Origin of the sequence: Paenibacillus antri (assembly GCF_005765165.1) — a bacterium.
GTDB classification, from domain to species: domain Bacteria; phylum Bacillota; class Bacilli; order Paenibacillales; family YIM-B00363; genus Paenibacillus_AE; species Paenibacillus_AE antri.
Genome location: NZ_VCIW01000020.1, coordinates 24,166 through 38,328 on the forward strand (window position 1 = coordinate 24,166; position 14,163 = coordinate 38,328).

General features: G+C 60.6%; 10 protein-coding genes. 3 read left to right on the forward strand and 7 right to left on the reverse strand.

What is annotated here, in order from left to right:
* Positions 1-121: 121 nt before the first annotated feature.
* From FE782_RS24375 to FE782_RS24390, 4 genes are all read right to left on the reverse strand, one after another.
* Complete coding sequence (locus FE782_RS24375) at positions 122-1,435, reverse strand: ABC transporter substrate-binding protein (protein ID WP_138196973.1); 1,314 nt, start codon at positions 1,433-1,435, stop codon at positions 122-124.
* Positions 1,432-3,012: a response regulator transcription factor gene (locus tag FE782_RS24380; RefSeq protein WP_138196974.1), complete on the reverse strand. Its 1,581-nt coding sequence runs from the start codon at positions 3,010-3,012 to the stop codon at positions 1,432-1,434. Before FE782_RS24380 ends, FE782_RS24375 begins: the two co-directional genes overlap by 4 nt.
* 41 nt (positions 3,013-3,053) lie before the next feature.
* Positions 3,054-4,823 (reverse strand): sensor histidine kinase, encoded by a 1,770-nt coding sequence (locus FE782_RS24385; protein WP_138196975.1) that lies wholly within the window; start codon positions 4,821-4,823, stop codon positions 3,054-3,056.
* 162 nt (positions 4,824-4,985) lie between these two features.
* Positions 4,986-7,046, reverse strand: a complete 2,061-nt coding sequence (locus FE782_RS24390) for a glycoside hydrolase family protein (protein ID WP_202914598.1) — start codon at positions 7,044-7,046, stop codon at positions 4,986-4,988.
* Positions 7,047-7,304: 258 nt separating this feature from the next.
* On the opposite strand from FE782_RS24390, the gene FE782_RS24395 reads away from it, so the two are divergent.
* From FE782_RS24395 to FE782_RS24405, 3 genes are read left to right on the forward strand one after another with little or no spacing between them, the layout of a single operon-like run.
* The gene (locus tag FE782_RS24395; RefSeq protein WP_138196977.1) at positions 7,305-8,309 is read left to right on the forward strand and encodes a Gfo/Idh/MocA family protein; all 1,005 of its coding nucleotides are present in this window, start codon (positions 7,305-7,307) and stop codon (positions 8,307-8,309) included.
* Positions 8,306-9,238 carry an AraC family transcriptional regulator gene (locus FE782_RS24400; protein ID WP_138196978.1) on the forward strand — a complete coding sequence of 311 codons (933 nt, stop codon included), beginning with the start codon at positions 8,306-8,308 and terminating at the stop codon, positions 9,236-9,238. Before FE782_RS24395 ends, FE782_RS24400 begins: the two co-directional genes overlap by 4 nt.
* A gap of 12 nt (positions 9,239-9,250) precedes the next feature.
* The gene (locus FE782_RS24405) at positions 9,251-10,333 is read left to right on the forward strand and encodes a Gfo/Idh/MocA family protein (protein WP_138196979.1); all 1,083 of its coding nucleotides are present in this window, start codon (positions 9,251-9,253) and stop codon (positions 10,331-10,333) included.
* Positions 10,334-10,397: 64 nt separating this feature from the next.
* Here FE782_RS24405 and FE782_RS24410 read toward each other — a convergent pair whose 3' ends face one another.
* The 3 genes from FE782_RS24410 to FE782_RS24420 are packed head-to-tail and all read right to left on the reverse strand — an operon-like array spanning position 10,398 to position 14,074.
* Positions 10,398-11,435: an HD domain-containing phosphohydrolase gene (locus FE782_RS24410; protein ID WP_138196980.1), complete on the reverse strand. Its 1,038-nt coding sequence runs from the start codon at positions 11,433-11,435 to the stop codon at positions 10,398-10,400.
* Positions 11,436-11,474: 39 nt separating this feature from the next.
* Complete coding sequence (locus FE782_RS24415) at positions 11,475-11,840, reverse strand: response regulator (protein WP_138196981.1); 366 nt, start codon at positions 11,838-11,840, stop codon at positions 11,475-11,477.
* Positions 11,837-14,074: a response regulator gene (locus FE782_RS24420; RefSeq protein WP_138196982.1), complete on the reverse strand. Its 2,238-nt coding sequence runs from the start codon at positions 14,072-14,074 to the stop codon at positions 11,837-11,839. The genes FE782_RS24415 and FE782_RS24420 overlap by 4 nt, the downstream gene beginning before the upstream one ends.
* Positions 14,075-14,163: the final 89 nt, after the last annotated feature.

The following is a 14,163-nucleotide window of genomic DNA, read 5'->3' on the forward strand; positions in this document are numbered from 1 at the left end:
GAGAAAAAACCTGAACGCGCGAGTACCGGCGTTCAGGTTTTTTCTCGCTCGAGGCCAAGTATAAACCGGCGGAGCGGCTTGCATAACGGGATAATTTTACGGGGGTGGACGATTTTTGGATTTAGCGAAGCGCCTCCTCCAACCGACGATGCGTGTCCCGCACGATGACGCTCGCTTCCTCGTCGCCTTTCAGCAGCCGCTGCAGCGATTCGGAGTAAATTTGATTGATTCGCTCGGGATACTGAGGCTCCTGCCGCTCCGTCCCGAAGATGCGCTTCGTAAATTCCGCCCGAAGCCCTTGGTTGTAAAATCGCTCTCCGGCCTCCATCACCGAACGGCGAGGAGAGTACGCGAACTTGGCCTCGCTGCTCCACTTGAGCGGAATGTCCGGATCGCCGGCGAACGCCCATAGGATGAACTTCGCCGCTTCGTCCGCATGCGCGCCGGCACGGTTGGCGGCGATCTTCCATCCGCCGGCGATCGTGGTCCGCGCCCCTCCCTCCGGATAAGGAAGCGGCACGACGCCGATCGGCGCGTCCGCGTATTCGGTTTCGAGCAGCCGGACGTTCCATGACCCGCTCACTTGCATGGCCGTCTCGCCGTTCGCGATAATGGCGATGTCCGTCGTCGGACGGGACGGGTTCATATTCAGCAAGCCTCGGCTTCTCAAGTCGGAGAAGTACGAATACGTCCGCAGCGCGCCGTCTTCGTCGAAGCCCGAGCTTCGCCCGTCGCCCGACAGTACGTCCGCGCCCGTCTGCCATAGGAACGGAAGCCAAGAGAAATTTTGATATACGTTGCCGAACGTCTCGATCGTTAGGCCGCTCGTCCCTTTCGTCGTCAACGCCTCCGCGGCGGCTTTCGTTTCCTCCCATGTCCGAGGGGGAGCGAGTCCCGCCTTTGCGAACATGTTTTTGTTATAATACAGTCCAAGCAGCTCCGTCTCGAACGGAATCGCGAGCAATTCCCCGTCGAGCGACGCCGAAAGCAGCGCCGCAGGGTCGAAGTCCGCTCGGACGTCCGGCGCTAGGCGGCCCGTCAACGGATAGAGCAGCGAAGCGTCCGCGAAGCGGCGGATCGTCGCGGACGAGACGAAGAAGACGTCCGGTCCGTGCCCCGACGCGAACGGCGCGAGCAGCCGCGTGCCCGAGAAGTAGATGTCGCTGGAAATATACTCCACCTTAATGTCGATGTCGGGAAATTCCGCCTCGTACCGTTCGCCGAGCCATTGCCAGAACTCGAATTCCTTCGCCTGGTGGAACGACCACAGCGTGAGCACGGTTTTATCCTCTCCCGTCTCCTCCGCGCCGGACGAGCGGAGCAGGGCGGACAGCTCCGGATCGTCCATCTTCTTCCCCGGCGCGCAGGACGCCAGCGCCGCGAGGGCGGTCCAGGCGAGCAGCAGCTTGCGACCCGTCGCGCGTAACGCCTTCATCCCGGCGATTCCTCCATTCGGCAGAAAAACTGTCTGTATTCCGCGGGGGTGACCCCCGTCGTTTTCTTGAACAATCTGGAATAATATTTCTGATCCTGATACCCTACCATCCGCGCGATCTCGTACAGCCGGAGCGACGGGTCTTTCATCAGCTCTTTCGATTCGTCGATACGCATTCCCGTGACGTATTCGACGAAGGAAGATCCGGTCTCTTGCTTGAAGATGGAGCTGAAGTAGCTCGGGCTCATCTCCGCCTGCTCCGCCGCCTCCTCCAGCGACAGATCCCGGTTATAGCGCTCCCGAATGTAAACCAGCGCCTTGTCCATCAGCCGGTGATGTTTATTCCGCTTGTTCCAGCGTACGTTAGCGACGTATGCGGAAACCAGCTCGTCCACGTACGCGAGGAATTGCTCCAGAGTGAAATGCCGGTGCAGCAAATCCATCGGCTCGATCTCCTGCAGCACGTAAGGCGGAACGTTGGTCCGATGCATCGTCCGCACGACGGCCGTGAGCAATTGAACGCAATGGCTCCTCGCGGCTTGGAACGTCGGATTTTTGCTTCGGACTTCGTCCGCGAACCTGCGAAGCTCTTCGTTCGCCTCTTCCTGCCGCCCGTTCTGCATCGCCCGCAGCAGCGCGACCTCTCGTTCGACCGGATAATCGAGCACCGTTTCGTTCGTCGAAGACGCGCCTAGGAACGCATGCGAGGTACCATCGCCGTACACCCACTTGCCGAGCAGCGCTTCCTGCGCTTGCCGAAGCGCCTCGGGCAGCTCGCCGAACGCATGCGTATCTCCGCTGAGGCCGATGGAGATCGAGATGTTCACCCAGCGCTTCACCTGTTCGATCATCCGGAGGCACAGCCGATGCGTCCCGACTCCGGCCGGCAGCAGGAAGTATAGCTGCGCCCCGTTCGCGAACAAGAACCGACATTCCTCGGGACGGGCCGACGCCTCGGAAGCGAGGATTTCCTGCACGATGTTCCGCACCGCGAACGACACCAACTGGCGGTCGCCCCATTGATCCTCCGTAATGAGCTCGTCGAATCGGGCCACCTCGATCGCCATGAGCTGCAGCGGACCGGCGGCGTCCGGCATCGTTCGCTCCAGCCGCTCGCGGTATTCCCGGCCGTCCTCGACGCCGAGCAGCCAGTCCTTCCACAGCTTCCCAAGCGTCGGATCGTTGCGAGGCGCGGAATCTTGAAGCCGCTTCCGACTTTGAAGCTTCATTCGGTGAAGCGCGTCGCGGATGTCGTCCGGCTTCAACGGCTTCAGTAAAAAATCGAAAGCCCCGAATTTGACGGCGGTCTGCGCGTATTCGAAATAGCCGTACCCCGACAAGATGACGACATGCATCGAATACTCCTTCAACGCGCTGAGCAATTCCAGACCGTTCATCCGAGGCATGCGGATATCGGTAATGACGGCGTCCGGAAGCTCTCGCTTCACGAGCTCGAGCGCCTCCGTTCCGTTCTTGGCTTCGCCCGCTACGACCCATTCCGGATCCAACTGCGGAATGAGCTTCGTTAACCCCCGCCGAACCTTCGGCTCGTCGTCGACGACAACGATCTTATACATATGCAACAACCTCCCGGGAATTCCCGATGACGCTTACCGAATTATGCGATGCACGGGAGTACGATTTCGATTTCCGTGCCGAGGCCCGGCTCCGAACGGACCGTCACGCCGTAGTCGGGACCGAACTCGAGCTTGAGCCGATCGTCGATATTATAGATGCCGATGCCGTAATGCTTCCGATCCTGAATGAATCGCAGCCGTTCCTCGGAGATGCCGACGCCGTTGTCGCGAATCGTCACGCGCATGCGGCGTTCGGCTTCCCGAAGCGCGATCTCGACGCGGATGACGCCCCCGGCCTCGGTGTCTTCCATGCCGTGGAGGACGGCGTTTTCCAAATAAGGCTGAAGCAGTAATCTGGGCACCTTGTACGGCAGCGCTTCGGGATCGGCGCGAAACTCGATGGCGAATCTCCCCTCGAACCGAGTCTCTTGCAGGTACGCGTAGCTTTGCGCCCACTTCATCTCTTCCTCCGCGCTTACCCAAGCGCCGCCCGGCTTGATCGCGTAGCGCAAAATATCGCCGAGCGCCGTGATCATGGAGCTCATGTCGCGCTGCCCTCTCTCGATCGCCATCCAGTTGATCGTATCTAACGTATTGTAGACGAAATGTGGGTTGATTTGCGCTTGCAAGGCGCGAATTTCCGCTTCCTTCTCCTTGTCGGAGACGCTCCTGACTTCTTGGATCAGGTCGCGGATGCGGTCCCTCATGTAATTGAACGAGGACTGCAGCAGCCCCATTTCGTCCGTCGATTGCGCGGGCAGGCGGAAGTCCCGATGTTCCTTATGGATTTGTTTCATCGCTACGGCCATCTGCATGATCGGACGGCTGATGTAGATCGAAGTCAGCGCGCCGAGCACGATGAACAACGCGGCGAAGGCGACGATCGTGACGAAGAGGAATTGCTTTTGGTTTTCCGTCTGCGCGTCCAAGTCCGAGTGCGGCACGAAGGAATATATGATCCAATCGCTCTTCTGCGAGCGGATCGAGCCGACGCGATACGCGTCGCCGTTCAGGCGGTAATCGGCGAACGTCCCCCCGCCTTCGGCGATCTCGCCGAACGCCGGGAGCACCGCGAGATCGACGCGGTATGCCTCGGGGTTGCTGTGCCAGACGACGTTCCCTTGCCGATCCGCGATCAGTACGATCCCCTTCGGGCTTACCTTCACGTCCTTCAGCATCGCGTCGAACGCTTGAATGTCGATGTTCATCGCGAAGGCGCCGAGCGGCTGCATGACGTCCGCGATGTTCTTAATTTGCACGCCTACGGGCAGCAGGTGCGTCACCCGAGCTTTATAGGGATTGGGCTCGAGCTCGTAGGTCGACAGCCATACGATGCGCCCGTCCGCGTTCCGAATCCGCTGCCCCCATTCGGGATGCTTGCGGAACGCTTGCAGGAAGAGCTCCGAGCCTTTGAAATCCGCGAAATGGATCGCCCCGCCTTCGGTCAACACGTACGCGGAATCGATCCCCTCCTTCCCCCGGAGGAAGTCGCGGAGAAAGCGATCGACGGAGCCCCCCGTCGCCCGATCTCCTTCGCCGGACGTCTCCGGCCGCGCCAGCTCGCGGATCACGTCCTCGTGGTCGTAGATGCGTAACAGGTGATTTTCGTATTCGTTCAGCGTCTGGTCGACGTTCCGCCGCAGCAGCTCCAGCAGCTGCGCGGTGCTTTCGTCGGTTCGCTCCGACACGAAGCTTCGCGAGCTGTTATAAAACAACATCCCCGCGAGCATGAGGGGAACCAAAACGAAGGCGACCAGCGTAACGGTGAGCTTGACGCGGAGATTCATGTTTTTAAACGCTTTCATCACCATGGTCGACGAATGAACTCCCTCTGCGCGGCGCACGATTTCAGTCCAAAGTATATCACCGCTCCCGGGATCGGTAAATCGGAATTGGCGCGCTTCTCCTTGCGGCGGAGCCGGTCCCCGAACGGCGAAAGACCGCCGGGCATCGGCGCCCGACGGTCTTCCTCCTTACCAGCCATACCGCTGCAGCAGCTCCGGGCGATGCGCTCGGATTCGCAAGTACGCCTCCGCCGCCGCGCCGGCTCCCCAATCGAAGATCGAGAACTCCCCGATGCCGAGCCCCCGTTCGCCGACGCGGCCGTTATGCCCGTAGTTTTCCATCATAAACCCGTAATCCTTCTCGTCGAAGAACGGATACTTCGCTTCCCACTGCGCCTTCGTCTTCGGATTTTCCGGGCAATACATCATGACGAACGACGCGCGGAGCGCCGCCAGCCCCCGCTCGATATATTCCTCGCGATCGAGCAGCTCCCCGTACTCGAGAATCAGCTCCGCGAACAAGCTTTGCCGGGCGTCGTTCCACTCCGCGTCCCCGTTCATGACGCCGAAGCCGCCGACGGCGTCGATCGGTACGTACGGCGGCTGCCACGACGCCTGCGTCATGAGCATCTCGTCCAGGCAGCGTTCGCCGAGCTCGAGGTACCGGGCTTCGCCCGAAGCGGCGTGCGCCGCCTTGCACGCCTCGGCCGTCCAGAACATCGAGAAATTGCACTGCTTATACATATCGTTGCGCTCGAACTTTCGTCCGACGCGGTCCCCGCCGAACGGACTGCACGACCAATATGTCTCGAAATCCTCCCAACGCCCGTGCGGCACGACGTCCCGCGCGACCGCGTCGAGCGCCCGCAGCGCCGATGCCGCGTAACGCTCCTCCCCCGTCAGCTCCGCCAGCTTGAAGAGGAACGTCGCCGACGCCGACGACTCCGGGCTGTCGGCCAAAACGTCCAAGGGGCGCAGCGAGTCATAATCGAGCCACGCCGGGAAGAAGCCGTCGCCTCGCTGAAGCGGAAGCAGCGCGTCCGCATACTCGACCGCGTACGCGAGCAACGCCTCGTCGCGCTCCAGCTCCTCGTACCAACGCAGCATCCACAGCGCCGTCCAGCTCATGTCGAGCACGTGGTACGGCGCTCCCTTCACCGAACGCCAAGGCGCTACGGGGTTGCGGTTGGAATTGCCCCAATAGGCCGTGTCCCACCCTCTCGACCGATTGACGATCGTGCCGTCGGTCAGGGTCGCTTGTTCCATCTCCGTCGCCAGCACCGCCGGGAAGAAACCGGCTCGCCGCGGCGCCGCCAGCGCCAGCCGCTTCGTCTGCTCCGCGCGGCGGACCAGCGCCTCGTCGCCCGTCGCGACGCCGTGCCGGAACATGCCGTGCGCGGTGCGCAGCGAGCTGAACCACGCTTGATTCCAGATCGAGCGAAATTCGCGTTCGTTGACGGGGCCCGGGTAATTCGGGCTCTGGGTGACGTTGACGATGAAGGCGGCCGCGCCGACCTGCTCGCCGTCGAGCTCGAGACGCTGCCACACCGCGGACTCCCAGCTGCGGAACGCCCACCGATACGCCCGTCCGACCATCGTCGTAAGGGAAGACCCGGACGCCGCGGACGCGCGGAACGCGCCGGCACCCCATCGCTCCCACAGGAAGCGAAGGATCGGCCGCCACGGATTGGCGGCGACGGACGCGTCTTCGAACGCCAGTAAGTAGAAGGCGACCTCTACCGTTCCCTCCGCGTGCGCGGCGCCCGGCCGCTTCGCGAACAACACGTGCGCCGCTTCGTCCGGCTCGGTCTCGCTCATACCGATCGTCAGTTCGCGGTCCTCGGCGTTCAGGTCGAGATACCATGGCACGCCCTCGCGGCGGGTCATCGCGTCCAAGTCCGGGACGAGCGCCAAGACGCGGCGATCGTCCGCCGCCAGCAGCGCCGGCGAGCGGAAGCAGTGGCGGTCGACGACGTGCCGGTCGGTCGGCGTCAGATGCGGCGACCAATGCAGGGACGGCTCGAAGGCCGGCGAGACGCGCGCTCTCCAGTCGTCGGCTTCGACGCGCCGATCGAGCTCGAACCGGATCGAGACGCGCGTCGCATGTTCGTCGATCCGTTCCACGGATAGATGCGGCGCTGCGCCGCCCAGCGGATCGATCTCGATCGCCTTGACGAAGCTTTGAAGACGGCGGCCGAGACGCACTCGCGTAGAGTCCCGATCATGAAGCAGTGCCGAAACTGTTGTCATCATTTCACCCTCCGGATCGCGGCCGGGACGCTGCCGGCGCAGCGCCGCCGATCGTATCGTTTCCCTAAGCATACCTTGAATTCGCCCCGTTTTCTTTAGCTGATCTTACTCCCCTTTTAACAATTATTGCTTTCGCACGTTTTATTGGAATGACGCATTCCCACACATATAACGTCACAATATTATAGTTAATATCTTGTTGTCAGTGTGGTACATTAAGAGGGCAATGTCTTGATTTTATAGACGGGAGAGATTAGGGTGACCATCCGAATCGGCAAGATCAGCTACTGGCACGTACATGCGTGGGAGTACACGAAGTACGCGCAGGAGCACCCCGGCACCGAGATGGCTGCGGTGTGGGACGAAATTCCGTCGCGCGGCAAGGAAGCGGCGGAGAAGCTCGGCGTTCCGTTCTTCGAATCGCTGGACGACATGCTTGCAAACGGTAACATCGACGCCGTCATCGTCGACGCGCCGACGAACCGCCACCATGAAGTGATCGTCAAGGCGGCTCGCGCCGGGAAGCATATTTTTACGGAAAAGGTCGTCGCGGCCACGCTGCACGAAGTGAACGATATTTTAGCGGAGATCGAGAAAGCCGGCGTGACGCTGACCGTCTCGCTGCCGCGACTCAACGACGGCTACACGCTCGCGATCCGAGACCTTCTGGATCGCAAGCAGCTCGGCCAAGTGACGCTCGTCCGCGTTCGCTTGTCGCATAACGGCGCGACGGCGGGCTGGCTGCCGGCTCACTTCTTCAACGCCGAACAAACCCAAGGCGGCGCGATGATCGACCTCGGCTGCCATCCGATGTACCTGACGCGCCTGTTCCTCGGCGAGCCGATCGTCGACGTAACGGCTCAATACGGCTACGTCACGGGCAAGGACGTGGAAGATAACGCGGTGACGACGTTGTCCACGGCGTCGGGCGCCGTCGGCGTCGTCGAAGCGGGCTTCGTGAACGCGCACTCGCCGTTCGCGATCGAAATCCACGGCACGGAAGGCACGCTGCTGTACGGCACGCCGAACGAAACGCTGCTCCTTCGGACGAAGGTCGGCGGCCAAGCCGAGGCCGGCTGGCAGGAGCAGCCGATTCCGCCGAAGCGCGAGAACGCGTTCAGTCAATGGGTCGGCCACATTCAGAACGGCACGGCCGCGGATGAAAACGTCGGCCTCGCCGTAGAACTGACGAAGCTCATGGAAGCATCCAACCTTTCGGCTCGCGAACGCCGCGCCGTCCGTCTCGAGGAACTTCGGAAATGAGCAAGTTTCCATACGCCGTCATGCGGGAAAGACAGGACGCGCTGGAGCGGTTGGACATCCGGGTCCGTTGGGGCCGGTACGACATCCGCGTGCTCCGCTTTCATCTGACGACGTTCCCGCCGGGACGCGTCGTCGAGTTTCACAAGCATGACGAATTCGAGTTTCACTTTATCCCGAGGGGTAGAGGGAAAGTCGTTATGGAAACCGAGGAATACGCGCTGCGGGAAGGGATGTTTTACTTGACCGGCCCCGGCGTCATGCATTACCAGGAAGCCGACGCGGCGGAAGCGATGGACGAGCTGTGCTTGCACGTCGACATCGCTTCGCGCGACGTCGGGGACGAAGCGCTCGACGCCGCGGATCGCCTCGAATTCGCAGAGGCGGACGATTGCGTCGGGAAGCTTCGCGCGATGCCCCTCGCGCCGACGCTCGATCTGCACGACGCGATGCGGCACTTCCTTGAAGCGTATCAAGCGTGCAGCGAAGGCTCGCTGGGCCTCTACACGACGATCAAGCAGCACGTCGTCCAGATTTTGCTCAAGGCGACGCTCGCTTACGACGCCGGAGAGACGCGGCCGCAGCTCCCTTCGCGGGACATGAAGTCGTACCGGTATCGCCTCGCGATGCAGTACATTCGAGCGAATTACGCCGGCACCGTCACGCTCGCGGGCGTCGCGGAGAAGCTGAACATCAGCTCGCGGCAGCTGCAGCGCATCTTCAAGGAAGTTCGCGGGGAAGGTTCCTTTAGCAGTATACTAGAGGAAGTACGCCTGGAAGCCGTATGCAGGAAGCTTGCCGAGACGGACTTGTCCGTCGAACGGATCGCGGTGAGCGAGGGATTTTCGAACGGGAATTACTTGCATGCGGTGTTCCGTAAGCGGTTCGGCATGACACCGTCGGCGTACCGCAAGTCACACCACCATATCTAGGAGGACTTATTCATGGCCAAGACGTATCGCATCGCAATCGTAGGCTGCGGCGGCATCGCCAACGGCAAGCATATGCCGAGCCTCAGCAAGCTCAATAACATCGAGATGGTCGCGTTCTGCGACATCGTGGAGGAGCGCGCCGTCGCCGCCGCGGAGAAATACGGCGCGGAAGGCGCGAAGACGTATACGGACTACACGGAGCTGCTTAAGGACGCTTCGATCGATATCGTGCATGTGTGCACGCCGAACGACTCCCACGCCAACATCGCGATCGCCGCGCTCGAAGCGGGCAAGCATGTCATGAGCGAGAAGCCGATGGCGAAGACGGCCGCGGACGCGAAGCGCATGGTCGAAGCCGCGAAGCGTACGGGCAAGAAGCTCACGGTCGGCTATAACAACCGTTTCCGTCCGGACAGCCAGCACCTGAAGAAGGTTTGCGAAGACGGCGAGCTCGGCGAAATTTACTTCGCGAAGGCGCATGCGATTCGCCGCCGCGCGGTGCCGACATGGGGCGTATTCCTCGACGAAGAGAAGCAAGGCGGCGGTCCGCTCATCGATATCGGCACGCACGCGCTCGATCTCACGCTCTGGATGATGAACAACTACGAGCCGAAGGCCGTCCTCGGCACGTCCTACCATAAGCTGTCCCAGAAGGAAAACGCCGCGAACGCTTGGGGTCCGTGGGATCCGAAGAAATTCACGGTCGAAGACTCCGCGTTCGGCATGATCGTCATGAAGAACGGCGCGACGATCCAGCTCGAGTCGAGCTGGGCGCTTAACACGTTGGAAGTGGACGAAGCGAAGTGCACGCTGTGCGGCACGGAAGGCGGCGCGGACATGAAGGGCGGCCTCCGCATCAACGGCGAGAAGCACAGCCGCTTGTTCACGAGCGAAGTGAACCTGAAGTCCGGCGGCGTTGCGTTCTACGACGGCAAGTCGGAGAGCGACGCGGACCTCGAGATGAGAATGTGGATCCAGGCGATCGACGAAGACAAAGATCCGGTCGTCACGCCGGAGCAGGCGTTCGTCGTCTCGCAGCTGCTCGAAGCGATCTATGAGTCCGCGCGTACGGGCCAGGCGGTATACTTCGACTAAACCGAATGTTCATAAGAAACGGGACGCCGCACACGATCGTGCGGCGTCCCGTTTTTTCGTTTCTTTACCCGCCGAGCCGTCCATCCTCATACAACTGCAGGAACGCGTTTACGACCTCCGGGTCGAAGTGTTGCCCTCGCTGCCGCTTGATTTCGGCGATCGTCTCCTCCGGCGTCCAAGCCCTCTTGTAAGGGCGCTCGTGAGTCAAGGCGTCGTAATAATCCGCCAATGCGACGATTCGCGCCGGAAGAGGGATGTCCTCTCCCCGAAGCCCGTCCGGATACCCGGTACCGTCCCACTTCTCGTGATGAGACCGCGCGATCGCGGCGGCCAGCTTCAACAGCGCGAAGGAGCTTTCGCTCATAATGCTGGCGCCGATCGCCGTATGCACCTTCATCCGTTCGAACTCGTGAGGCTCGTATCTCCCAGGCTTCAAGAGGATCTCGTCGGGGATGCCGATTTTTCCGATGTCGTGCAGCGGGGCCGCCATCCGAATCGTCTCGACGTCTTCCTCGGACATCCCCATGCGGCCGGCGATGAGGCCGGCCAGCTCGCCGACGCGCACGGTGTGCCGTCCGGTAATATCGTCCCGGTACTCCGCCGCTCGGCCAAGCAGCTGCAATATTTCCAGCTTGCTCTTCTGCAGCTCTTGCGTCCGTTCCCTGACCCTCTGCTCTAAGGTGTTCTTATGTTGTTGAAGCTGGATATGAAGCTGCCTCGTCTTCAGCAAGTTATTGATGCGCAGCACGACTTCTATCCGATCGAACGGCTTCGTCAGGAAATCGTTGACGCCCGCCTGCAGCCCTTGCTTCTTCAATTCCGGAGTGACGTCCGCGGTCAGCATCATGATCGGCAAATACGCATCCGCCCCGGCCCGATCCCGAATCAGCTTCATCACCTGTAAGCCGTCCATTCCCGGCATATGCATATCGAGCAGCACGATATCCGGCTCGATCGCATCCATCATCGAAGGAATGCGTTGCGGATCCATGCTGCTATGGATGTTCGAGAATCCCGCTCGACCTAGAATTCGTTCAAGCAGCGATACATTGTGTTCTTGATCGTCGACGATAAATACGTTCGCGTTAAGAATGTCCTCCATTTTCCCTCGTACCTTTCCGTCCCTTGAGATGACGCTCGTTTACGATTGCAACGCTTTGCCGATTTTATCCAACAGACGTTCCAGCACGACCGGCTTCGTGTCGAAGTCGTCGCATCCGGCCGCGTACGCCTTCTCTTCGTCCTCGGCCATCGCATGGGCGGTCAGAGCGATGACCGGAATGTGCTTCGTCTCGGGGGCGGACTTCAGCCGCCGCGACGCTTCCCACCCGTCCAACATGGGCAGGCTCAAATCCATCAACACGACGTCCGGCAGCAGACGCGTCGCGAGCTCGACCCCCTCCTTGCCGTCCTCGGCGGAGACGACCCGATATCCCTTTCGCTCCAGGCGCCGGGTCAGCATATCTCGATTCATCTCGTTATCTTCGACCAAGAGAATGGTTATCACGCGGGTTCCGCCTCCGTCATTAACTTGCGTATATCCGACAGCAACGTTTTGAAATCGATGGCGCCCTTCTGCACGATATTCCGGACGTAGCCGTTCAACTTCTGCCGGTCTTCCGACGTTATCGTCTTCGCCGTGACGACGACGATCGGCACGTCGCGCCATGCGTCCCGCTTGCGCAGCTCCGTTATGAATTGGAATCCGTCCATCTCGGGCATCATCAGATCCAGCAAGATCAAGGCAGGCGTCTGTTGCTCCATCGCTTCCAATGCGAACCGGCCGTTGCGAGCCTGCGTCACCGAATAGCCTTCTTTCACCAGGAGCTTAGTCATTAATTCGCTCGTCGTCGCATCGTCTTCGATGACGAGAACCCGGCGTTCATCTCGACCCGAGACGTATTTCTCCATGACTTTGATCAACCGTTCCCGTTCCACCGGCTTGACCAAGTATTCGGAAGCGCCCAGCGTGTAGCCCAGCTGCGTGTCGCTGGTCAACGACCAGATGACGACGGGAATGTCGGCCACGTCGGGATCGTTCTTCAGCTGGGACAGGACGCTCCAACCGTCCATCCCCGGCATTAAGATGTCTAGGCAGATCGCCTTCGGCTTCAGCTTCTTCGCCAATTCGAGCCCTTGCTTCCCGTTATCGGCGAAGGCGAGCTCCCAGCCCTCCTTTTCGAAATACCGCTTCATGATTTGCTCGTTGAACGGCTCGTCGTCGATCAACAACACGCAGGGCTTCTTCCGTTCCGCTTCGGGAGGCGCTTCCGCGACGGCCGCTGCGGCGGGAGAAGCGGGGTTCGAGATCGATTCGGGGAGCCAGCAAGTGAACGTGCTTCCCGCTCCGTACACGCTCTCGACGTCGATATCTCCGCCCATTATGTGGCAGAACCTTCGGCTGATCGCGAGCCCGAGCCCCGTTCCGCCGTACTTCCGCGTCGTCGACGAATCGGCTTGCGTGAACGGCTGAAACAGCTTCTCGATTTGCTCGGGGGTCATGCCGATGCCGGCGTCTCTCACCCGGAAGCCGTAGCCCGGTCGTCCGCTCCTCGTTTCGCGGTAAACCTCGAAGTCGATCTTGCCGCCGTCCGTGAATTTGCTGGCGTTACTTAGCAAGTTCAGCAGAATTTGCCTGAGCTTCGTGACGTCCGTCGTCATCGGACCTTCGATCGATTGAACCTGAAGCCGGTTTCCCTTCGCATCCATCAGCGGCGCGACCGTGCTCGCGATCTCTTGGACCAACGCCGACATTTCGCATGTTTCGACGAACAGCTCCATCTTCCCGGCTTCGATCTTCGAGATGTCCAAAATATCGTTGATCAACGCGAGCAGGTGATTCCCCGCTTTGCTGATTTTGCCGAGGTCTTCGGCGAACGTCGACTCGCCGATTTCCTCCGCTTCCTCCTTGAGCATCTCGCTGTACCCGATGATCGCGTTGAGCGGCGTGCGGAGCTCGTGACTCATGTTGGCTAAAAATTGACTCTTGATCATATTCGCTTTAATCGCCTCGTCATGCGCTCGCTCCAACTGGGCGGTCCGTTCCTTGACCAATTCCTCCAGTTGCTCGTTAAACTGACGAAGCTCTTGATTCATGCGGTAAATCTCTTCGGTCTTCCATCGAATTTCCGAATCCTTCAAGGAAAACCGCTTCGAGATAAAGATGCCCAGAAGGCATAACCCCAACGTAAACAAGGTGCCTCCCGAGATGAAGTACGCCAGCCATTTCTGATCCAGCAGCACCCCGGTCGCGATGCCGCCGTCTTGCGCGACGCGAAAACGGGCCGCCGCCATGCCGGTATAATGCAGGCCCGCGATGGCCGCGCCCATGATGAGTCCGCTGCCCGCCTTCTTCCACCACGTGCCCCGTCCCCCGCCCTTACGGAAATAGAACGACAGCCATAGCGCGGCGACGGAGGCGGCGAGCGCGATCCCGACGGAAAGCGCGAAGAGGGCCGGATCGTAAGTGATTCCGATTTGCATGGCGGCCATCCCGATGTAATGCATGCTCGTTACGCCGGCGGCCAGCAGCAACCCGCCGCTTATCAGCTCTTTCGCGCCTAACTGGCTGCTGCGGCTAACGATGTATAATGCGACGAACGCGCCTAGGATCGAGGGGATGACGGACGCCGAAACGACGAGCAAATCGTATGCGACGGGAACCGGAAGCGAGAACGCAAGCATTCCGACGAAATGCATCGACCAAATACCTAAGCCCATGGCCGCGGCTCCGAAGAGCATCCACCACCACCTCCTGAGCCCTTCGGCCGAACTGATTCTTCCGGCGAGATCCAGAGCCGTGTAAGAAGCAACGACGGCCACCACATACG

What these genes read in the sequence shown, in the direction of transcription:
- FE782_RS24390 (WP_202914598.1), bottom strand. Translation starts at nt 7,046, where the DNA reads ATGACAACAGTTTCGGCACTGCTTCATGATCGGGACTCTACGCGAGTG.
- FE782_RS24420 (WP_138196982.1), bottom strand. Translation starts at nt 14,074, where the DNA reads ATGCTCTTCGGAGCCGCGGCCATGGGCTTAGGTATTTGGTCGATGCAT.
- FE782_RS24410 (WP_138196980.1), bottom strand. Translation starts at nt 11,435, where the DNA reads ATGGAGGACATTCTTAACGCGAACGTATTTATCGTCGACGATCAAGAA.
- FE782_RS24385 (WP_138196975.1), bottom strand. Translation starts at nt 4,823, where the DNA reads ATGGTGATGAAAGCGTTTAAAAACATGAATCTCCGCGTCAAGCTCACC.
- FE782_RS24380 (WP_138196974.1), bottom strand. Translation starts at nt 3,012, where the DNA reads ATGTATAAGATCGTTGTCGTCGACGACGAGCCGAAGGTTCGGCGGGGG.
- FE782_RS24375 (WP_138196973.1), bottom strand. Translation starts at nt 1,435, where the DNA reads ATGAAGGCGTTACGCGCGACGGGTCGCAAGCTGCTGCTCGCCTGGACC.
- FE782_RS24400 (WP_138196978.1), top strand. Translation starts at nt 8,306, where the DNA reads ATGAGCAAGTTTCCATACGCCGTCATGCGGGAAAGACAGGACGCGCTG.
- FE782_RS24405 (WP_138196979.1), top strand. Translation starts at nt 9,251, where the DNA reads ATGGCCAAGACGTATCGCATCGCAATCGTAGGCTGCGGCGGCATCGCC.